Raw genomic sequence first — 15598 nt, forward strand, 5'->3', positions numbered from 1 at the left:
GGGCGCGGGCAGGGCCGCGCCCGGGAAATCAGGCCTGGCTGAGCGCCAGGCTCTGCGCCGCGATCGCCACCTGGGTGCGGTTGCGCACGTTGAGCTTGCGCATCAGCGCGGTCATGTGCGCCTTCACCGTCGCCTCGGCGATGCCGAGCTCATAGGCGATCTGCTTGTTGAGCTGCCCCGAATGCACGCCCCGCATCACCTTGAGCTGGGTCGGCGTGAGATGCACGGGCCGGCCCGCGCCATCAATCAGATGGGGCATCGCGGCCGAAACTGCCGCCTTCTGGCTCGCTTCCTGAACGGTCACCTTCATCGATCCTCTCCCCGAGGCGCATGGCGTCATGCTCGCGGATCGGCGGTTCTGCACGATCCCTGTCCATGTTCCTTCTGATGGAATCGGTTGGACAGGTTTTAATATGTTCCCCAATTGGTAACGGTAGCAAGCCTTTTTCGTTGCCGATTTGCAAAAACTTGTCATACAACTCTGCGTGTCCAATGAGCTTGCGATAAAAAGCCGAGGACTTCCGGGGAGGACAACGATGTCAGGATTCGCGTTCGATTGCGCCCAGGGGATCGCCGAATGAACGGCGAGGATATCCGGCTGGTAATCGCTGCGGTCGCCGGCATCGTCTTGGCGATCCTGCTGATCGTCCGCTGGCGCCTCCATCCCTTTATCGGCCTGCTCGTCGGCGCCTTCGCCGTCGGCCTGTTCGCCGGCCTGCCGCTCGCCGACACCGCCAAGGCGGTGCAGAAGGGCGTGGGCGATATCGTCGGCGGCACTGGCCTCGTCGTGGCGCTCGGCCTGTCGCTCGGCGCGATGCTCCACCTTTCCGGCGCCGCGGCCTCACTCGCCACCGGCGCGCTGCGCCTGACCGGGCCAAAGGCCGCGCCCTGGGCGACGCTCGGCATCGCGATCGTCATCGGCCTGCCGTTGTTCTTCGAGACCGGCCTCGTGCTGCTGCTGCCGATCGTCGTCGCCGCCGCCAAGGCGATGCCCGACAATGGCGATCCCGACGGTACCAAGCTGCGGCTCATCATGCCCGCGCTGGCCGGTCTCGGCGTCGTCCACGCGCTGGTCCCGCCGCATCCCGGCCCGCTGCTCGCGGTCGAGGCGCTCAAGGCCAGCCTCGGCCTGACCATGCTCTACGGCGTCATCATCGCCATCCCCATCGCGATCCTCGCCGGACCCGTCCTCGCCAAATTCGTCACCCCCGGCGTCAAGCTCACCGAACCGGTGCTGAGCGACCCGGTGCACGACCTGCAGCCGCCGCACCGCGCGGTCTCGCTGTTCATCGTGCTGCTGCCGATCGTGCTGATCGCCACCGGCGAACTCGCCAAGCTGGTGCCGGCGCTGGCCAATTCGCCCCTGCTCGCCGCCGCCGCCAATCCGGTGCTCGCGCTGCTCATCACCAACCTCCTCGCGCTGCCGCTGCTGTTCGGCCGGCGGCTGGGCGAGGAAAGCATCCAGGATGCTATCTGGTTCGAGACGATGGGCGCGGCGGGCGCGATCCTGCTGGCGATCGGTGCGGGCGGCGCGCTCAAGCAGGTGCTGGTCACTGCCGGCCTGTCGGACCTGCTGGCGCGGCTGGTGATGATGTACTCGATCTCGCCGCTGCTGCTCGGCTGGCTGGTCGCGGTCGGCATCCGCCTGGCGGCCGGATCGGCGACGGTGGCGACGATCACCGCGGTCGGCATCATGCCGGGCGTGGTCGCCGCCTCGGGCGCTTCGCCCGAGCTGGTCGTGCTCGCCATCGGCGCGGGCTCGGTGTTCTTCAGCCACGTCAACGATCCCGGCTTCTGGCTGGTCAAAGGCTATATGGGCACGACCACGGCGGACACTTTCCGCACCTGGTCGCTGCTCGAGACGGTGATCTCGGTCGCCGGTCTGGTCATGGTGGTGGGGCTCAGCTACCTTGTCTGAGACGCGCCCTGGAGAAAATCGAGGCGCGAAGAAGAGAGGCGCCGTGCAGGAGGGCAGGCTCGCCGATCGCGCCTATACGGCGATCGTCGGGATCATCAACGAAGACGATCTGGCGGTCGGCGACCGGCTGCCGTCCGAGGCGCGGCTGGCCGAGCTGTTCGGCATGTCGCGCACGATCGTGCGCGAGGCGCTGGTCCGCCTCGCCGCCGACGGGATCACCGAGGCGCGGCGCGGTGCCGGCTCCTATGTGAAGCGCCGGCCTTCCGCCCGGCTCGGCTCGCACGTGCCGATGGACGGGCTGGCGGCGACGCTCGGCACCTATGAGGTGCGCTTCGTGCTGGAAGCCGAGGCCGCGCGCCTCGCGGCGCAGCGCCGCTCGCAGGAGCAGATGGAAGAGATCGACGCGGCGCTCGAGGCGCTGCGCACCGCCTTGCTCTCCAGCGCACCGGCGCATGACGAGGACTGGCGGCTCCACCGCGCCATCGCCGAGGCGACGGGCAACAGCGCCTTCATCTCCACCTTCGATCATCTCCAGCATGACGTGATGGGCATATTGCGCGCTGGCGTCGACATCTCGCGATCGCGCCCGCCCGAGGTGATCGGCTCGATGATGGAGGAGCACGACGCGGTTGTCGACGCGATCCGCGCCCAGGACGGCGACGGCGCGGCACTGGCGATGCGCTGGCACCTGTCCCAGGGCCGCAAGCGGCTGATGCCCTGAAGCCCCAACCGTCGTCCAATACCCCCAAACCGTCATGCTGAACTCGTTTCAGCATCCAACGCACAACAAAGGATGTCTTCGCGGGTGGAGGATTGGACCCTGAACAAGTTCAGGGTGACGATGTGTCCCTACGACCCAAGCTCTGTCCGCAGCCACGCGAACACTTCGCCGCAAAGCGCATCGACCGGCCGATAGCAGTGCAGCGCCAGCGCGCGCTCGTCGCCGTCCGGGCGCTCCAGCGTTGCGAACTGGCTGTCGAGCAGGCTCGGTGCCATGTAATGCCCGGCGCGCGCGGCCAGTCGCGGCGCGATCTCCGCTGGCTCGCCGTCGAGCAGGATGAAGGCGATCGGCACGCCCGCCGCACGTTCCAGCCGCTCCCGATAGCTGCGCTTGAGCGCAGAGCAGGCGGCGACCGCGATGCCGCGCTCGCGCACCGCGCCGCCGATCGCCGCGCCCAGCCGGTCGAGCCAGGGCCAGCGGTCGGCATCGTCGAGCGGCTGGCCGCCGCGCATCTTGGCGACGCTTTCGCTCGAGTGGAAATCATCGCCCTCGAATGCCGGGGCGGCGAGATAGGTGGCGAGATGGCTGGCCAGCGTCGATTTGCCGCAGCCGCTCACGCCCATCACGACGACCGCGCAGGGGAGCAATCCGGTCATTTTTGGCTGCGCTTTCACGTCGTTCCCCGGCTTCGGACAGGACGCTAGATGTTCGCATGCGGGCGCTTTGACCATTGCGACCTTTGTCGCGGTCGTCCGGGTCTGGGCGCGCGCGTATCCGCGTGTCAGGATTGGCCATAACAAAAGAGGGGACCGGCATGATCGGCGGGATTCGATGGGGCGCCGCGGCGTCGGTGATCGCAGTGGCGGTGTCCGCGATGCCCGCCCAGGCGCAGCGGGTCCGGTCGGTCTCGGTCTATGCGACGGCGCCGAACGATCCTGCCGCGGTCCTGGTCAAGGCGAAGGGCGATGGCGTCACCGACGACAGCGCCGCGATCCAGTCCGCGATCGATGTGGCGGCGGCGAAGCCCGGCGGCGGCATCGTCTTCCTGCCCTCGGGCCGGCACCGCATTACCCGCACCATCTATATCTGGCCGGGCGTCCGCCTGTTCGGGGTGGGCAGGACGCGGCCGGTCTTCGTGCTGGCACCGAATACGCCGGGCTTCCAGCAGGGCGTCGGCAGCATGGTCTTCTTCACCGGCAACCAGCCGAACGGCGCGGCGCCGGGGGCAGGCGGGGTGCCGCTGCGCGGCAAGGTCCCAGTGCCGCCGCCGACCAGCGTGCCGTTCAATCCCGACATTGCCGACGCCAATTCGGGCACCTTCTATTCCGCGCTGGCCAATGTCGATTTCGAGATCGGCGCGGGCAATCCGGCGGCGACGGCGGTGCGCCAGCATACCGCGCAGCACAGCTATCTCGCGCATATCGACTTCCATCTCGGCTCGGGCCTCGCCGGCATCTACCAGGTCGGCAATCTCGGCATGAACCTGCGCTTCCATGGCGGGCGCTACGGCATCCTCGCGGAGAAGACCTCGCCCGCCTGGCAGTACACGCTGCTCGATTCCAGCTTCGACGGGCAGCGCGATGCGGCGATCCGCGAGCATGAGGCGGGGCTGACCCTGGTCAACACCGTCATCCGCAACACGCCCGTCGGCATCGATATCGACCGCGGCTATGGCGACTGGCTGTGGGGCAAGGACGTCCGCTTCGAGAATGTCTCCAGGGCCGGCGTCGTCATCAGCAACGAAGGCAATGCCTATACTCAGATCGGCTTCGACAATGCGCTGGCCAGCGGTACCCCGGTTTTCGCAAGCTTCCGCGACAGCGGCAAGACGGTGGCGGGCTCGGGGCCGAACTACCGGGTCAAGGAATTCACCTATGGCCTGACGCTTGCCGGCCTGAACCAGCCGGGCCGCTACGAAACCCGCATCGCCGCAGCAGCGCTGCCCAAGCTCCCAGCCCGCCGCGACCCCGCCATCCGCGCCTTCCCGGCAGTCACCAGCTGGACCAGTGTCCGCGACCTCGGCGTCAAGGGCGACAACGCCACCGACGACACCGCCGCCCTTCAGAAGGCGATCGATACGCACCGAGTCCTCTACTTTCCGGCAGGCTTCTACCGCGTCACCGACACGCTGAAGCTGCGTGCCGACAGCGTGCTGATCGGCCTCCACCCCAGCCTCACCCAGATCGTCCTCGCCGAGGACAGCCCTGCCTATCGCGGCGTGGGCCCGGCCAGGGCGCTGATCGAGAGCGCGAAGGGCGGCGACGCGCTCGTCTCCGGCCTCGGCTTGTTCACCGGTGGGCAGAACCCGCGCGCCACCGCCTTGCTCTGGCGCGCCGGCACGAAGTCGCTGGTCGATGACGTCAAGTTCCAGGGTGGCCACGGCACCAACCTCGCCGACGGCAGCCGCTTCGATCCGTACAACGCCAACCACACGGCGGACGCCGACCCGAAGAAGCGCTGGGACGGCCAATATTCCAGCCTCTGGGTCACCGATGGCGGCGGCGGCACCTTCAACGGGCTGTGGACCCCCAACACCTATGCCCATGCCGGCCTCTACGTCTCCGACACCGACACCCCCGGCTTCGTCTACGAGATGTCCGCCGAGCATCATGTCCGTGCCGAGATCGTGCTCGACCGCGTCCGCAACTGGGAGTTCCTCGCCCCCCAGACCGAGGAGGAAGCCGGCGAGAGCCGCAACACCGTCGCGCTCGAGGTGCGCAACTCGGGCGACATCCTGTTCGCCAATTTCCACGGCTACCGCGTCACCCGCTCGCTCCAGCCGGCCCCGGCGGCGGTCAAGCTCACCAACTCGACCAACATCCGCTTCCGCAACGTCCATGTGAACGCCGAGAGCGGCTTCTCGACCTGCGACGCGAATGGCTGCGGCACCTATCTGCGCGCCAGCAAATATCCCTATTCGAACGCGATCGTCGACGTGACCCGCGGCGGCGAGGTGCGCGAGCGCGAATTCGCGGTGCTCGACGTGACCGACGCACCCACGCCCGCCGCCACGCCTTCGCTCGCCCCGGTAACCCAGCTCGCCACCGGCTTCGGCGCACTTGGCGGCGGCGCGGTGGACGGCACGGGCAAGCTCTACTTCATCGACCGCCCGTTCCAGCGCATCCATGGCTGGTCCGAGAAGGAAGGGCTGACCATCGCCGCCGACGCCCCGCTCGACGCGATCAACCTCGCGGTCGATCGCTCGGGCCACCTGCTCGTCCTGTCCTCGATGGGCCCGGCCGCCACCGTCTACAGCATCGATCCGGCCAGGCCCGCCGAGGTCCGCCTGATCGAGCCGACAGCCGTTAAGGAAGGGAAGGGCGCCCAGGTCGCGCTCCCCGGCAGCTTCTGGAACAATGGCGAGTTCCGCGACCAGTATGACGCGAGGACCGACCATTTCACCACCCTCGCCGAGATGTTTGCGCGCGACATGGCCGTGCCCAAGCCGCGCGAATATGTCTCGCCCGACGGCAGCCTGCGCCTGCCGGCCTTCCGCGTCTGGCAGCAGGGCCCGTCCGACCATCTCGGCTGGCGCTTCTCCGATACGCTCGACACCTATGGCTGGGTCACCGGCAAGCCCGGCGAGCGCGTCCACCTCGCCAACGGCTCGGAGAACCGCACCTATACCGGCCTGCTCGGCGCGGGCGGCGCGGTCACCGATCTCAAGCCCTTCGCCCCGCGCGGCGGCGAGAGCGTCGCCGTCGGGCCGGACGGGCGTGTCTACATCGCGAACGGCGATGTCTTCGTCTATGCGGTCGACGGCAGCGAGCTCGGCCGCATCACCGTGCCCGAGCGTCCGCTGCAGCTCCTCTTCGGCGGTACCGACGGCAAGACCCTGCTCATCCTCGCGCATCACGGCCTCTATTCGGCCCGTCCCTGAACCGGCCCGGCGGCGTCTGCGACCATGGTCGTAGATGCCGCGCCCACCCCGATCAGATAAGGTTCGGACACAATGGCACAGACCATGTGACGATAACGATCAGGGGATGGATGATGGGGAATAGCTTCACCCGCGGTGCGTTGCTTCGTGATAGCGCTACCAGCCTTGCCGCGCTCGCCGCGGCGCTGTGCTGCACGCCGGCCTTCGCGCAGACCGCGCCGGCACCGGCGCCGCAAAGCCAGGAGGCGCCCGCCGCCGCGCCGCAGGACGACAGCGCGGCCAGCGACAATGGCCAGATCATCGTCACCGGCACCCGCATCATCGCGAGCGGCTTCAACGCGCCCACGCCGACCACGGTGATCGGCGAGGAGCAGATCGCCAGCAACGCCCAGCCCAACATCTTCAACACGATCGCCCAGCTGCCCTCGCTCCAGGGCTCGACCGGCGCTTCCACCGGCACGTTCAGCACCTCGAGCGGCCAGCAGGGCCTCAGCTCCTTCTCGCTGCGCGGCCTCCAGGCGATCCGCACGCTGACCCTGCTCGACGGCCAGCGCGTCGTCGGCGCCAACGTCACCGGCGTGCCCGACATCAGCATGTTCCCGCAGCTGCTGGTCAAGCGCGTCGACGTGGTGAACGGCGGCGCCTCGGCCTCCTATGGCTCGGACGCGGTCGGCGGTGTCGTCAACTTCATCACCGATACCCACTTCACCGGGTTCAAGGCCAACATCCTCGGCAGCATCACCCGCTACAACGACGACAAGACCGGGCTGGCCCAGGCGGCCTTCGGCACCTCGCTGTTCGACGATCGCGTGCACCTCGTGGTCAGCGGCGAATATGACAATGAAGGCGGCGTCGGGCCGGGCAATTTCGGCACCGACCTTGCCGGCGACCGCGACTGGTTCCGCGCCTCGACCTTGCTCGACAGCCGGGTCACCACCGGCGGCGCGCCGCAATATACCTATAGCGACTACGCCCAGTCCTATCAGTATGCGAAATACGGCCTGATCACCAACGGGCCGCTCCAGGGCATCGCGTTCGACCAGAACGGCGTCCCCTACAACTTCAACTATGGCTCGAACGGCGTGCCCCAGGGCAACGGCACCGTGTCGAACTGCTATCCGGGCAACAGCTTCTGCGTCGGCGGCGATCTTTCGGGCGGCGTCGGCTCGGGCGCCTCGCTCAAGTCCTCGCTCGAGCGCATCAACGGCTATGGCCGGATCGGCTTCGATTTCGCCGAGGGCCAGGAATTCTACATCACCGCCAATGTCGCGCAGGTGCTGACCAGCAACCAGCCGAGCCCCGGCTATAACCGCGTCAACCTCACCATCTCCTGCGCCAACGCCTTCCTGCCCCAGTCGATCAAGGATCGCTGCGGCACCGCCAACATCACCTCCTTCGCCTTCGGATCGAGCAACGGTTCGTTCCCCAGCCCGAAGGTCAGCACCGACCGGCGGCAATATCGCTTCGTCGCCGGCGTGAAGGGCGCGCTCGGCAGCAAGTGGCATTACGACGCCTATTACGAGCGCGGCACCACCAAGTCGTACATCGATGTCGATCACATCGTGCTGCAGAACCGCTATGCCGCGGCGGTCGACGCGGTCATGCTCAACGGCGCGGTCGTCTGTGCCAACGCCCAGGCGCGCGCGCTCGGCTGCCAGCCGATCAACGTCTTCGGCGGCGCGGCGCCGTCCGCGGCGGCGCTCGCCTATGTCCAGCCGGAGAACGGGCCGTTCCAGCACACCACGCTGACCCAGGATGTCGCGAGCGTGAACTTCTCGGGCGAGGCGTTCGATCTCTGGGCGGGGCCGCTCACGGTCGCGTTCGGCGGCGAGTATCGCCACGAATATTACCGGGTGAACGCCGATCCCTATGGCGCCGGCGTCTCCGCGATCAGCCCGAACTCGGCCGCCTATCCCGCCGATCCGCTGCTCAATTCGGCGCAGGGCAGCAACTATGCGGCGGGCAACTACAAGAACGGCAACGGCGCCTACAGCGTCTATGAAGGCTTTCTCGAGCTCAACCTGCCGCTGTTCGACGGGCCGATGGGCAAGGCGAACCTCAACCCCGCCGCCCGCATGACCCATTACAGCACCTCGGGAACCGTCTGGGCGTGGAAGATCGGCGGCACCTGGGATACGCCGCTCGACGGGCTCCGCTTCCGCGCGGTGACCTCGCGCGACGTCCGCGCGCCGAACCTTTCCGAACTCTACGCCGCGCCCACCGTCACCACGGTGCCGAGCTTCGCCAATCCCTATGGCCCGACGGTGCAGATCTTCCAGAACACGGTCGGCAACCCCGATCTGAAGCCGGAAATCGCCCGCAACACCGAACTGGGCGTGGTCTATTCGAACCCGTCCTGGCTGCCCGGGCTCAGCCTCTCGTTCGACTATTACAGCATCAAGCTGAAGGGCGTGATCTCGACGCTTTCGGCGGCGCAGATCGTCCAGTTCTGCCATGACGGCCTCACCCAGTTCTGCGGCGGCTTCGTGCTCAACAGCCCGACCCAGGGCGGCAACTTCGTCAACGTCCAGCCGTTCAACCTCGCCTCGTGGAAGACCAGCGGGTTCGATATCGAAGCGAGCTACCAGTGGAAGCGGCCGCTGGGCCTGCCCGGTTCCTTCACGGTCCGCGCGCTCGGCACGCATGTCCGCGAGTTCCTCGTCGATGCCGGCGTGAAGGGTGTGGACGTCGTCGATCAGGCGGGCGCCAACACCGGCAACACGCCGCACTGGAAGTGGCTCGCCGTCCAGTCCTATGACGGCCCCGGCTTCACGCTGATGGCGCAGCAGCGCTGGTTCTCCGACGGCGTGTACGGCAACCAATATGTCGTCTGCCAGTCGGGCTGCCCGGTCTCGACCACCAACCACCCGACGATCAACACCAACACGATGAAGGGCGCCTTCTACTTCGACGTCGGCGGCTCGGTGAACCTGACGGGCAACATCACCTCCTATTTCAAGGTCGACAATCTCTTCGACCACGATCCCGCGCCGTCGCCGCAGACCAACACCGGCCTCGACGTGAACCCGGCGCTCTACGACACGCTCGGCCGCACCTATCGCGTGGGTGTCCGCCTGAAGTTCTGATCGCCTTCCGAACTCCCCTCTGGCTTGGCGCAGGGCCCGTCCCTCCGCCAAGCCTGCTCTGTTTTTTGGGGGAGGACACTGCGGGACAGCGGCAAATTCCCCTCCCTGGAAGGGAGGGGCTAGGGGTGGGTGGAGGCCTGGCGATATGTCAGGGCAAGCCCGGCGTCACCATATCGACATCCAGCCCTTCCAGTTCCCCGGCGAAGGCCGGGGCCCAGGGCTTCTCTGCCGGATCGCCTGTGACCCTGGACCCCGCCTTCGCCGGGGAACTGCCAGGTCGCGAACGCCTAAACGACCGCTTCTGGCACGAGGGTGGAACGTCCGAGATTGGGTGGCTAGCCGCCACGGCCAGATTTGCTGGACGTTTTATGGGTCATTCGTCCATGCGGGCGAGGCTTGGCTTCATCGGGAATTTGGGGCGGGCCAGCCATTTTTATTTCCGCGCCGCCGCTTCTAATGTGGCAATTTATAGTTGTTCGCCGCCGCCACTGCTACGGTATCGATATCCACGCCCGAGAATGACGAATAAATTACAATATCCGAAGGCGCAGAACTAGCTGCGTCGCACTTTAGGGCAGTCTTAATGCCCTCTTTTTGAATTTTTTCCTTTCTGATCCAAACTTTCGCGGCTGCCATAAATGCAACCTTGCACCCCGTCGTAATATTCCTCAGCGCACCTACAGAGATGCTCTCTGGATCACCTTCGTCTCGATATAGTTCAATTGATTTCGGCGAATGGGCGTCGCTTGGGGGCGTGCCTTTAGACAAAGTGTCTATAAATCTGCCAACGGTTGACTTGTATTGAGCAAACAGGTGTTCATCGAACTGCCGCCACGCAGGTCCGCTTGGGGGCGGCGGCTGCCAACCCATAGGACTGCCTTCGATAGCCTTCACGGAGACGATGCTGCCGTCGTTCTGCCTTGCCCGAACGATGACATACATCACCCTAACCTCGCCCGCGATGACGCACTCCAAAAATTGATGGCGGCTAAATTCAGGGACTTTATCCTCCCAGAGCAGAGCGGTTCCGCCTCCCCGACAATTCGATAGCATAGCGCGCAATTGAGTAATGGGGATCAATCGACTGTCGACCAACGTTTCCCATTCCGCCGCTGAAATAATCTTAGGCCCTGCCGGCCGTTCAGAAAATCGACGAATTGTCGCCTCGATCGGTCCATTGGATGTCGATGCGCCACCTGTCAGATACGCGATATAGTTATCGGAGAGCTTCTGCAGGCGCGGGCCATCCTGAGCATGGACTGGGGCCCCAAAGAGAACGAACCCTATCCACCCGAAGGAAAGGAATCGCCACATCGCTCTCACTGGTCACACTCCCCGAACACGATATCCAATGCCCAAGCTCCAAATCGAGGTTCATAATCTAAGCGCCGCAAAGTAGACTATAGCCTTCGCGGGCATGGCTGCAATTCGGGCGTTTGCAGCCCGGCAGCTTTTGGATCGGCCGTCTCCGCTGAGCGGCCGCTATTGGGCGGAAAGCGGTCGTTGTGCTTGCCTAGGAAATGGTCGATCGTTCTCACGAACGAGCGATAGCGGGAAGCGGGCTTCGACATGGCTCACAATAGAAAGTTGGTAATAGGCTGTGTCGCGCTTACGATGGCTAGAGTGCGGCCCACAAAGGCCGTGGCATCGGCCGGTAATCGGGTACGCGAGGAATTGGAACAGGAAATAATCCAGTCAGAGTATCTCGAAAATACGCCATTCAGGTGGGTCGGGCTCATCATTAGAGAGGGGTTGGTCGATGAGGAAAAGCCGCATTTTGGCAGGATAGACCCCAAAGATGGTGAACTGCCACTGGCGATAGAAATCGATGTTCATCGGCTATTGGGCGCAACCGAAGATGAGATGGCTCGGGTATATCGGAAGGCAACGCTTACTGCACTGGTCCACGCTGGCAAGAAATACAATTTGCCCATCGATAGGTTTAAAGAACTTCTTGATGCGACTTGAGGCCGGCAAATCCCACGTCCGCTATTGGGGCGTTAGCCGACAAGCTGCTCTTATGAGCCCACGGCCTAAACCGCTGCATCTGAATATCGATACGCACCCCTCCCTCTAAGGCAGGGGTGTAACCCGCACGCCGTTGCCTTTCACGGAACCTTTGCAGCATAGAAAAGCTCTAAGTGATTACGGCGCCGCAACCGGACGGCCGCTGGTGAGCTGGAGCGGGTGTGAGCGGCAGGGAGGAAGAGACGGACGCAGGGAGTGTGCAACCCGCTGCCCCCCGCGGGATGTCGCGCCGGCGCCGCATTGCCATTGTCCTGTCCATCGTTCTGGTGGTGGCGCTCGCCGCGGTCTGGCTGCAGCGGCGCACGATCGCGCGCGGCTTTGTCGATCGCGAGCTGGCCGCGCGCGGCGTTGCCGCCCGCTACGAGATCGAGCAGCTGTCGCCCTGGCGGCAGCGGCTGACCAATGTGTCGATCGGCGATCCGCGCGATCCCGATCTGGCCGCGGACTGGATCGAGCTGCGCACCGCGCTCTCTCCCTGGCGTGCCGAAGTGCTGGTGGTGAAGGCCGGCGCGATCCGGGCGAAGGGGCGCATCGTCAATGGGGCGCTCTCGCTGGGATCGCTCGACCGGCTGATGCCGCCGCCCTCGGGCAAGCCTTTCTCGCTCCCCCGCATGATCGTCGATCTCGCCGATGCCCGGCTCCGGCTCGACAGCGATGCCGGCCGCGTCCTGCTGCAGTTCAGCGGTAAGGGGATGCTGAGCGACGGGTTCGCCGGCAATGTGCGCGCCACCGCGCCGCGCCTGCGCCTTGCCGAGTGCACGCTCGACGGCACCACCGCCCGGATGCAGCTGCGCATCCGCAAGGGAGCGCCCAGCCTCGAAGGGCCGGCCCAGGCGGCGCGGCTGGCTTGTGCGGATGTCCGCGCCGCGCAGCCGCGCATCGATCTCCGCGCCGCGCTCGACGCGTCGCTGGCACGCTGGCAGGGCAGTGCCGGCCTCGCCGCGCCGGCCGTCGCGTCTTCGCTCGGCAGCCTGCGCCTGTTCAGCGGCACGGTCGATTTCGCCGGCACCGGCGCCCGCACCGAGGGCAAGGTCGCGCTCCGCTCCGGCGCGCTGGCCGCCCGGGAGATCAGCGCGGGCGCGGCTGCGATCTCGGGCAGCTACGCGCTGGGCGACGCGGCGGCGTTCCAGGGCGAAGTCGCGGTCGAGCGCGCGGCGCTGCCGCCGGCGATGCTCGGGCGCCTGGCCGGCTATGGCGATCTCGGCCAGGGCAGCCCGGTGGCGCCGCTGGTCCGCAAGTTCGCCGGTGCCGTGCGCGACGCCGGCCGGAATTTCAGCGGTACCGCCGTGGTGGCGGTCAACCCGGCCGAGCTTCGCCTGCGCAACCTGGCGGTCGCGGCGGCATCGGGCGCGCGGCTGCATTTCGGCCAGGGGTCGGGCGCCGGGCTGGCCTTGCCGGGCGGCGCGATCGATCTGGCGGGCCAGCTGTCGCTCGGCGGCGGCGGGTTGCCCGATGCCGTGGTCCGCCTGTCGCGCCGGCCGGGAAGCGCCGAGCTGCGCGGTACCGGTTTCGTCCGGCCCTATGTGGCGGGCGATGCGCGGCTCGCATTCTCGAACCTCGATTTCCGCCTGCGCGGCACTGCCGGCGAAGTGCGCACCTCGGCCACTTTGTCGGGTCCGGTGAGCGGCGGTCGCGTCGAGGGACTGGCGATGCCGCTGCTCGCCCGCTGGGACGCGCGCGCGTTCGAGCTGAACCCGGGCTGCGCCACGCTCGGCTTCGCGCGGATCTCGGCGGGCAGCGTGGTGCTGGACGGCGATCGGCTGCCGCTTTGCCCGGTCGGCCCGGCGATGGTCCGGTGGAGCCCCCGGGGCCTTGCGGGCGGGGTCCGCGGCACTAAGTTGAACCTGCACGGCAAGGTCGGCGACAGTCCGCTGGATCTGGTGGTGGACGCGGCGCAGCTCGATCTGGGCGCGAGCCGCTTCCGTCTTGCCGGGGCCGCGCTGCGCCTGGGTGTCGATCAGCCGACGCGGCTCGATATCGCCCAGCTGGGCGGCGGGTTCGGGTCGGGGCTGGCCGGCGATTTTCTGGGGCTCGGCGGCCGGATCGGCGCGGTGCCGCTGGTGGTGTCGGAAGGGAAGGGGAGCTGGAAATTCGAGGACGGGAACCTCGCGCTGCTGGGCGGTTTCACCCTCTCCGACGCCGAAGCCCCTGCGCGTTTCGAATCCCTCGCCGCCCCCGCCGCGACCGTGAATTTTCGCGACGGCAGGATCGAAGCGCATGCCGATCTGCTCGGCCCCAAGCGCCAGGTCGCGGTGGGCAAGGTGGAAGTCGCGCATGACCTGGCCAAGGGCGAGGGACAGGCCGTGCTCGATATCCCGGGCATCCGCTTCAAGGTCGACGGCCTCCAGCCGACGGATCTTACCGCGCTCACCTATGGTGTGATCGCGGATGTCGAGGGCCTGGTAGCCGGCACCGGCCGCTTCGCCTGGTCGGGCGACACGGTGACCAGCACGGGCCGCTTCACCGCGACCGACATCGCCCTGGCGGCGGCATTCGGTCCGGTCTCGGGGCTGACGACGCAGCTCGATTTCGTCGACCTGCTCAACATGCGCACCGCGCCGGGCCAGGCCGCCCGCGTCGCCGAGATCAACCCCGGCGTCCCGGTCCGCGACGGCGCCCTGCGCTACCAGCTGCTCGACAGCCGCCGCGTCCAGGTGGAGGGCGCCCGCTGGCCCTTCGCGGGCGGCGAGCTCGTCCTCGACCCGACCATCCTCGACTTCAACGAAAAGGGCGAGCGGCGGCTGACCTTCCACGTCAAGGGCGCGGATGCGGCGCTGTTCCTGAAGGAAATGGCGTTCGACAATCTCGACGCCACCGGCACGTTCGATGGCACGCTGCCGATGATCTTCGATGCGAATGGCGGGCGCATCGAGGGCGGCGAGCTCCGCGCCCGGGAGGGAGGACACATCGCCTATGTCGGCGAGGTCTCCCGGCAGGATGTCGGCCTGTGGGGGAACATGGCTTTCCAGGCGCTGAAGTCGCTGAACTACCGGAACCTCACGATCCGCATGAACGGCCCGCTGGCCGGCGAGATGATCACCGACATCAACTTCTCCGGCATCAGCCAGGGCAAGGGCACGAAATCGAACTTCCTGATCCGCCGGCTGGCGCGGCTGCCCTTCGTGTTCAACGTGCGGATCAGCGCACCCTTCCGCCAGCTGCTCGACTCGGTGCAGTCCTGGTACGATCCCCGCCGCCTGATCGAGCGGAACCTGCCCGCATTGATCGAGGAGCAGAATCGTGCACAGGAGGCGGCGAAACCAGCCGTTCAGCCTCGCGAAAGCGCCCCTGTTCCATGAAAGGCAAGAAGATGCAGTTTCGACGCATGACACAGGTGCAACCATGCTGGCGCAGATATCTTGCAGTAGCTCCGATCCTGCTCGCGGGCGGCTGCATCAACGTGACCGCGCCCGACAAGCCGATCGTCATCAACCTCAATATTTCGATCACCCAGGAAGTAGTCTATCGTCTCGACAACAAGGCGAAGGAACTCATCCAGGACAATCCGGGAATTTTCTGATGCGCAACATGCTCTCCACTCTCGGCCTGTCGGCGGCGCTCGCAGCCGGCCTGATCGCTCCCGCCTTCGCCCAGCGCGACCCGGCCTATCAGGCCGCGCGCGAGGACGGGCTCGTGGGCGAGCAGCCCGACGGCTATATCGGCATCGTCGGCGCGGCCACGCCCGCGCTTCAGGCGATCGTGAACAACATCAACATCCAGCGGAAGAGCCAGTACACCAAGCAGGCTGCCGCGAGCTCGACCGTGGAGCAGATGGCTTTCGTCACCGGTTGCAACCTGATCCTGCGCACCGTGCCGGGCGAAAAGTACCGCGCCCCCGACGGCCGCTGGCTGACCCGTGGCAACGACGCTCCGGTGCGCGACCCGCGCTGCCTCTGACGCGATCGCGTCGGAATTGCAGGAACAGGGTGTGGCCGGGCGGTGAGGGAACCGCCCGGCCATCCTTC

The 15598-nt window shown here is 66.7% G+C and carries 11 protein-coding genes; 8 read left to right on the plus strand and 3 right to left on the minus strand.

The window, feature by feature from the left end:
- Positions 1–28: 28 nt before the first annotated feature.
- Positions 29–259, minus strand: coding sequence for a helix-turn-helix domain-containing protein (locus AC1RJ5_RS21200; RefSeq protein ID WP_269576481.1), 231 nt, complete (start codon positions 257–259; stop codon positions 29–31).
- Positions 260–577: 318 nt separating this feature from the next.
- Here AC1RJ5_RS21200 and AC1RJ5_RS21205 point away from each other — a divergent pair, with 318 nt between their 5' ends.
- Both AC1RJ5_RS21205 and AC1RJ5_RS21210 read left to right on the plus strand, forming a co-directional pair.
- Positions 578–1918, plus strand: a complete 1341-nt coding sequence (locus AC1RJ5_RS21205) for a GntP family permease (protein WP_493115549.1) — start codon at positions 578–580, stop codon at positions 1916–1918.
- Positions 1919–1961: 43 nt separating this feature from the next.
- A complete protein-coding gene (locus AC1RJ5_RS21210; protein WP_184168485.1) occupies positions 1962–2639 on the plus strand; it encodes a FadR/GntR family transcriptional regulator in 678 nt (225 codons plus the stop codon).
- A gap of 128 nt (positions 2640–2767) precedes the next feature.
- Here the strand turns inward: AC1RJ5_RS21210 and AC1RJ5_RS21215 are convergent, their stop codons facing one another.
- On the minus strand, positions 2768–3295 hold the full coding sequence (locus AC1RJ5_RS21215) for a gluconokinase (RefSeq protein WP_260396174.1): 528 nt from the start codon (positions 3293–3295) through the stop codon (positions 2768–2770).
- 158 nt (positions 3296–3453) lie between these two features.
- Here AC1RJ5_RS21215 and AC1RJ5_RS21220 point away from each other — a divergent pair, with 158 nt between their 5' ends.
- Both AC1RJ5_RS21220 and AC1RJ5_RS21225 read left to right on the plus strand, forming a co-directional pair.
- Positions 3454–6519, plus strand: coding sequence for a glycosyl hydrolase family 28-related protein (locus AC1RJ5_RS21220; protein WP_493115552.1), 3066 nt, complete (start codon positions 3454–3456; stop codon positions 6517–6519).
- Between the two features lie 110 nt (positions 6520–6629).
- The gene (locus tag AC1RJ5_RS21225) at positions 6630–9605 is read left to right on the plus strand and encodes a TonB-dependent receptor plug domain-containing protein (protein WP_493115554.1); all 2976 of its coding nucleotides are present in this window, start codon (positions 6630–6632) and stop codon (positions 9603–9605) included.
- Between the two features lie 453 nt (positions 9606–10058).
- Here AC1RJ5_RS21225 and AC1RJ5_RS21230 read toward each other — a convergent pair whose 3' ends face one another.
- Positions 10059–10928, minus strand: coding sequence for a hypothetical protein (locus AC1RJ5_RS21230; protein ID WP_493115556.1), 870 nt, complete (start codon positions 10926–10928; stop codon positions 10059–10061).
- Positions 10929–11174: 246 nt separating this feature from the next.
- Here AC1RJ5_RS21230 and AC1RJ5_RS21235 point away from each other — a divergent pair, with 246 nt between their 5' ends.
- The 4 genes from AC1RJ5_RS21235 (at position 11175) to AC1RJ5_RS21250 (ending at position 15530) form a co-directional block, all read left to right on the plus strand.
- Positions 11175–11573 (plus strand): Imm39 family immunity protein, encoded by a 399-nt coding sequence (locus AC1RJ5_RS21235; protein WP_342251317.1) that lies wholly within the window; start codon positions 11175–11177, stop codon positions 11571–11573.
- 329 nt (positions 11574–11902) lie between these two features.
- On the plus strand, positions 11903–14932 hold the full coding sequence (locus tag AC1RJ5_RS21240; protein WP_493115558.1) for an intermembrane phospholipid transport YdbH family protein: 3030 nt from the start codon (positions 11903–11905) through the stop codon (positions 14930–14932).
- A complete protein-coding gene (locus tag AC1RJ5_RS21245) occupies positions 14929–15153 on the plus strand; it encodes a YnbE family lipoprotein (protein WP_260396173.1) in 225 nt (74 codons plus the stop codon). Before AC1RJ5_RS21240 ends, AC1RJ5_RS21245 begins: the two co-directional genes overlap by 4 nt.
- On the plus strand, positions 15153–15530 hold the full coding sequence (locus tag AC1RJ5_RS21250; protein ID WP_269575997.1) for a YdbL family probable chaperone protein: 378 nt from the start codon (positions 15153–15155) through the stop codon (positions 15528–15530). The genes AC1RJ5_RS21245 and AC1RJ5_RS21250 overlap by 1 nt, the downstream gene beginning before the upstream one ends.
- Positions 15531–15598: the final 68 nt, after the last annotated feature.

It is taken from the genome of Sphingomonas sp. GW822-FHT03G08 (assembly GCF_058801135.1).

Bases quoted from the DNA above. Each gene is read 5' to 3' on its own strand.
- AC1RJ5_RS21200 (WP_269576481.1), bottom strand. From the start codon at position 259: ATGCCCCATCTGATTGATGGCGCGGGCCGGCCCGTGCATCTCACGCCG.
- AC1RJ5_RS21205 (WP_493115549.1), top strand. From the start codon at position 578: ATGAACGGCGAGGATATCCGGCTGGTAATCGCTGCGGTCGCCGGCATC.
- AC1RJ5_RS21215 (WP_260396174.1), bottom strand. From the start codon at position 3,295: ATGACCGGATTGCTCCCCTGCGCGGTCGTCGTGATGGGCGTGAGCGGC.
- AC1RJ5_RS21220 (WP_493115552.1), top strand. From the start codon at position 3,454: ATGATCGGCGGGATTCGATGGGGCGCCGCGGCGTCGGTGATCGCAGTG.
- AC1RJ5_RS21225 (WP_493115554.1), top strand. From the start codon at position 6,630: ATGATGGGGAATAGCTTCACCCGCGGTGCGTTGCTTCGTGATAGCGCT.
- AC1RJ5_RS21235 (WP_342251317.1), top strand. From the start codon at position 11,175: ATGGCTCACAATAGAAAGTTGGTAATAGGCTGTGTCGCGCTTACGATG.
- AC1RJ5_RS21245 (WP_260396173.1), top strand. From the start codon at position 14,929: ATGAAAGGCAAGAAGATGCAGTTTCGACGCATGACACAGGTGCAACCA.
- AC1RJ5_RS21250 (WP_269575997.1), top strand. From the start codon at position 15,153: ATGCGCAACATGCTCTCCACTCTCGGCCTGTCGGCGGCGCTCGCAGCC.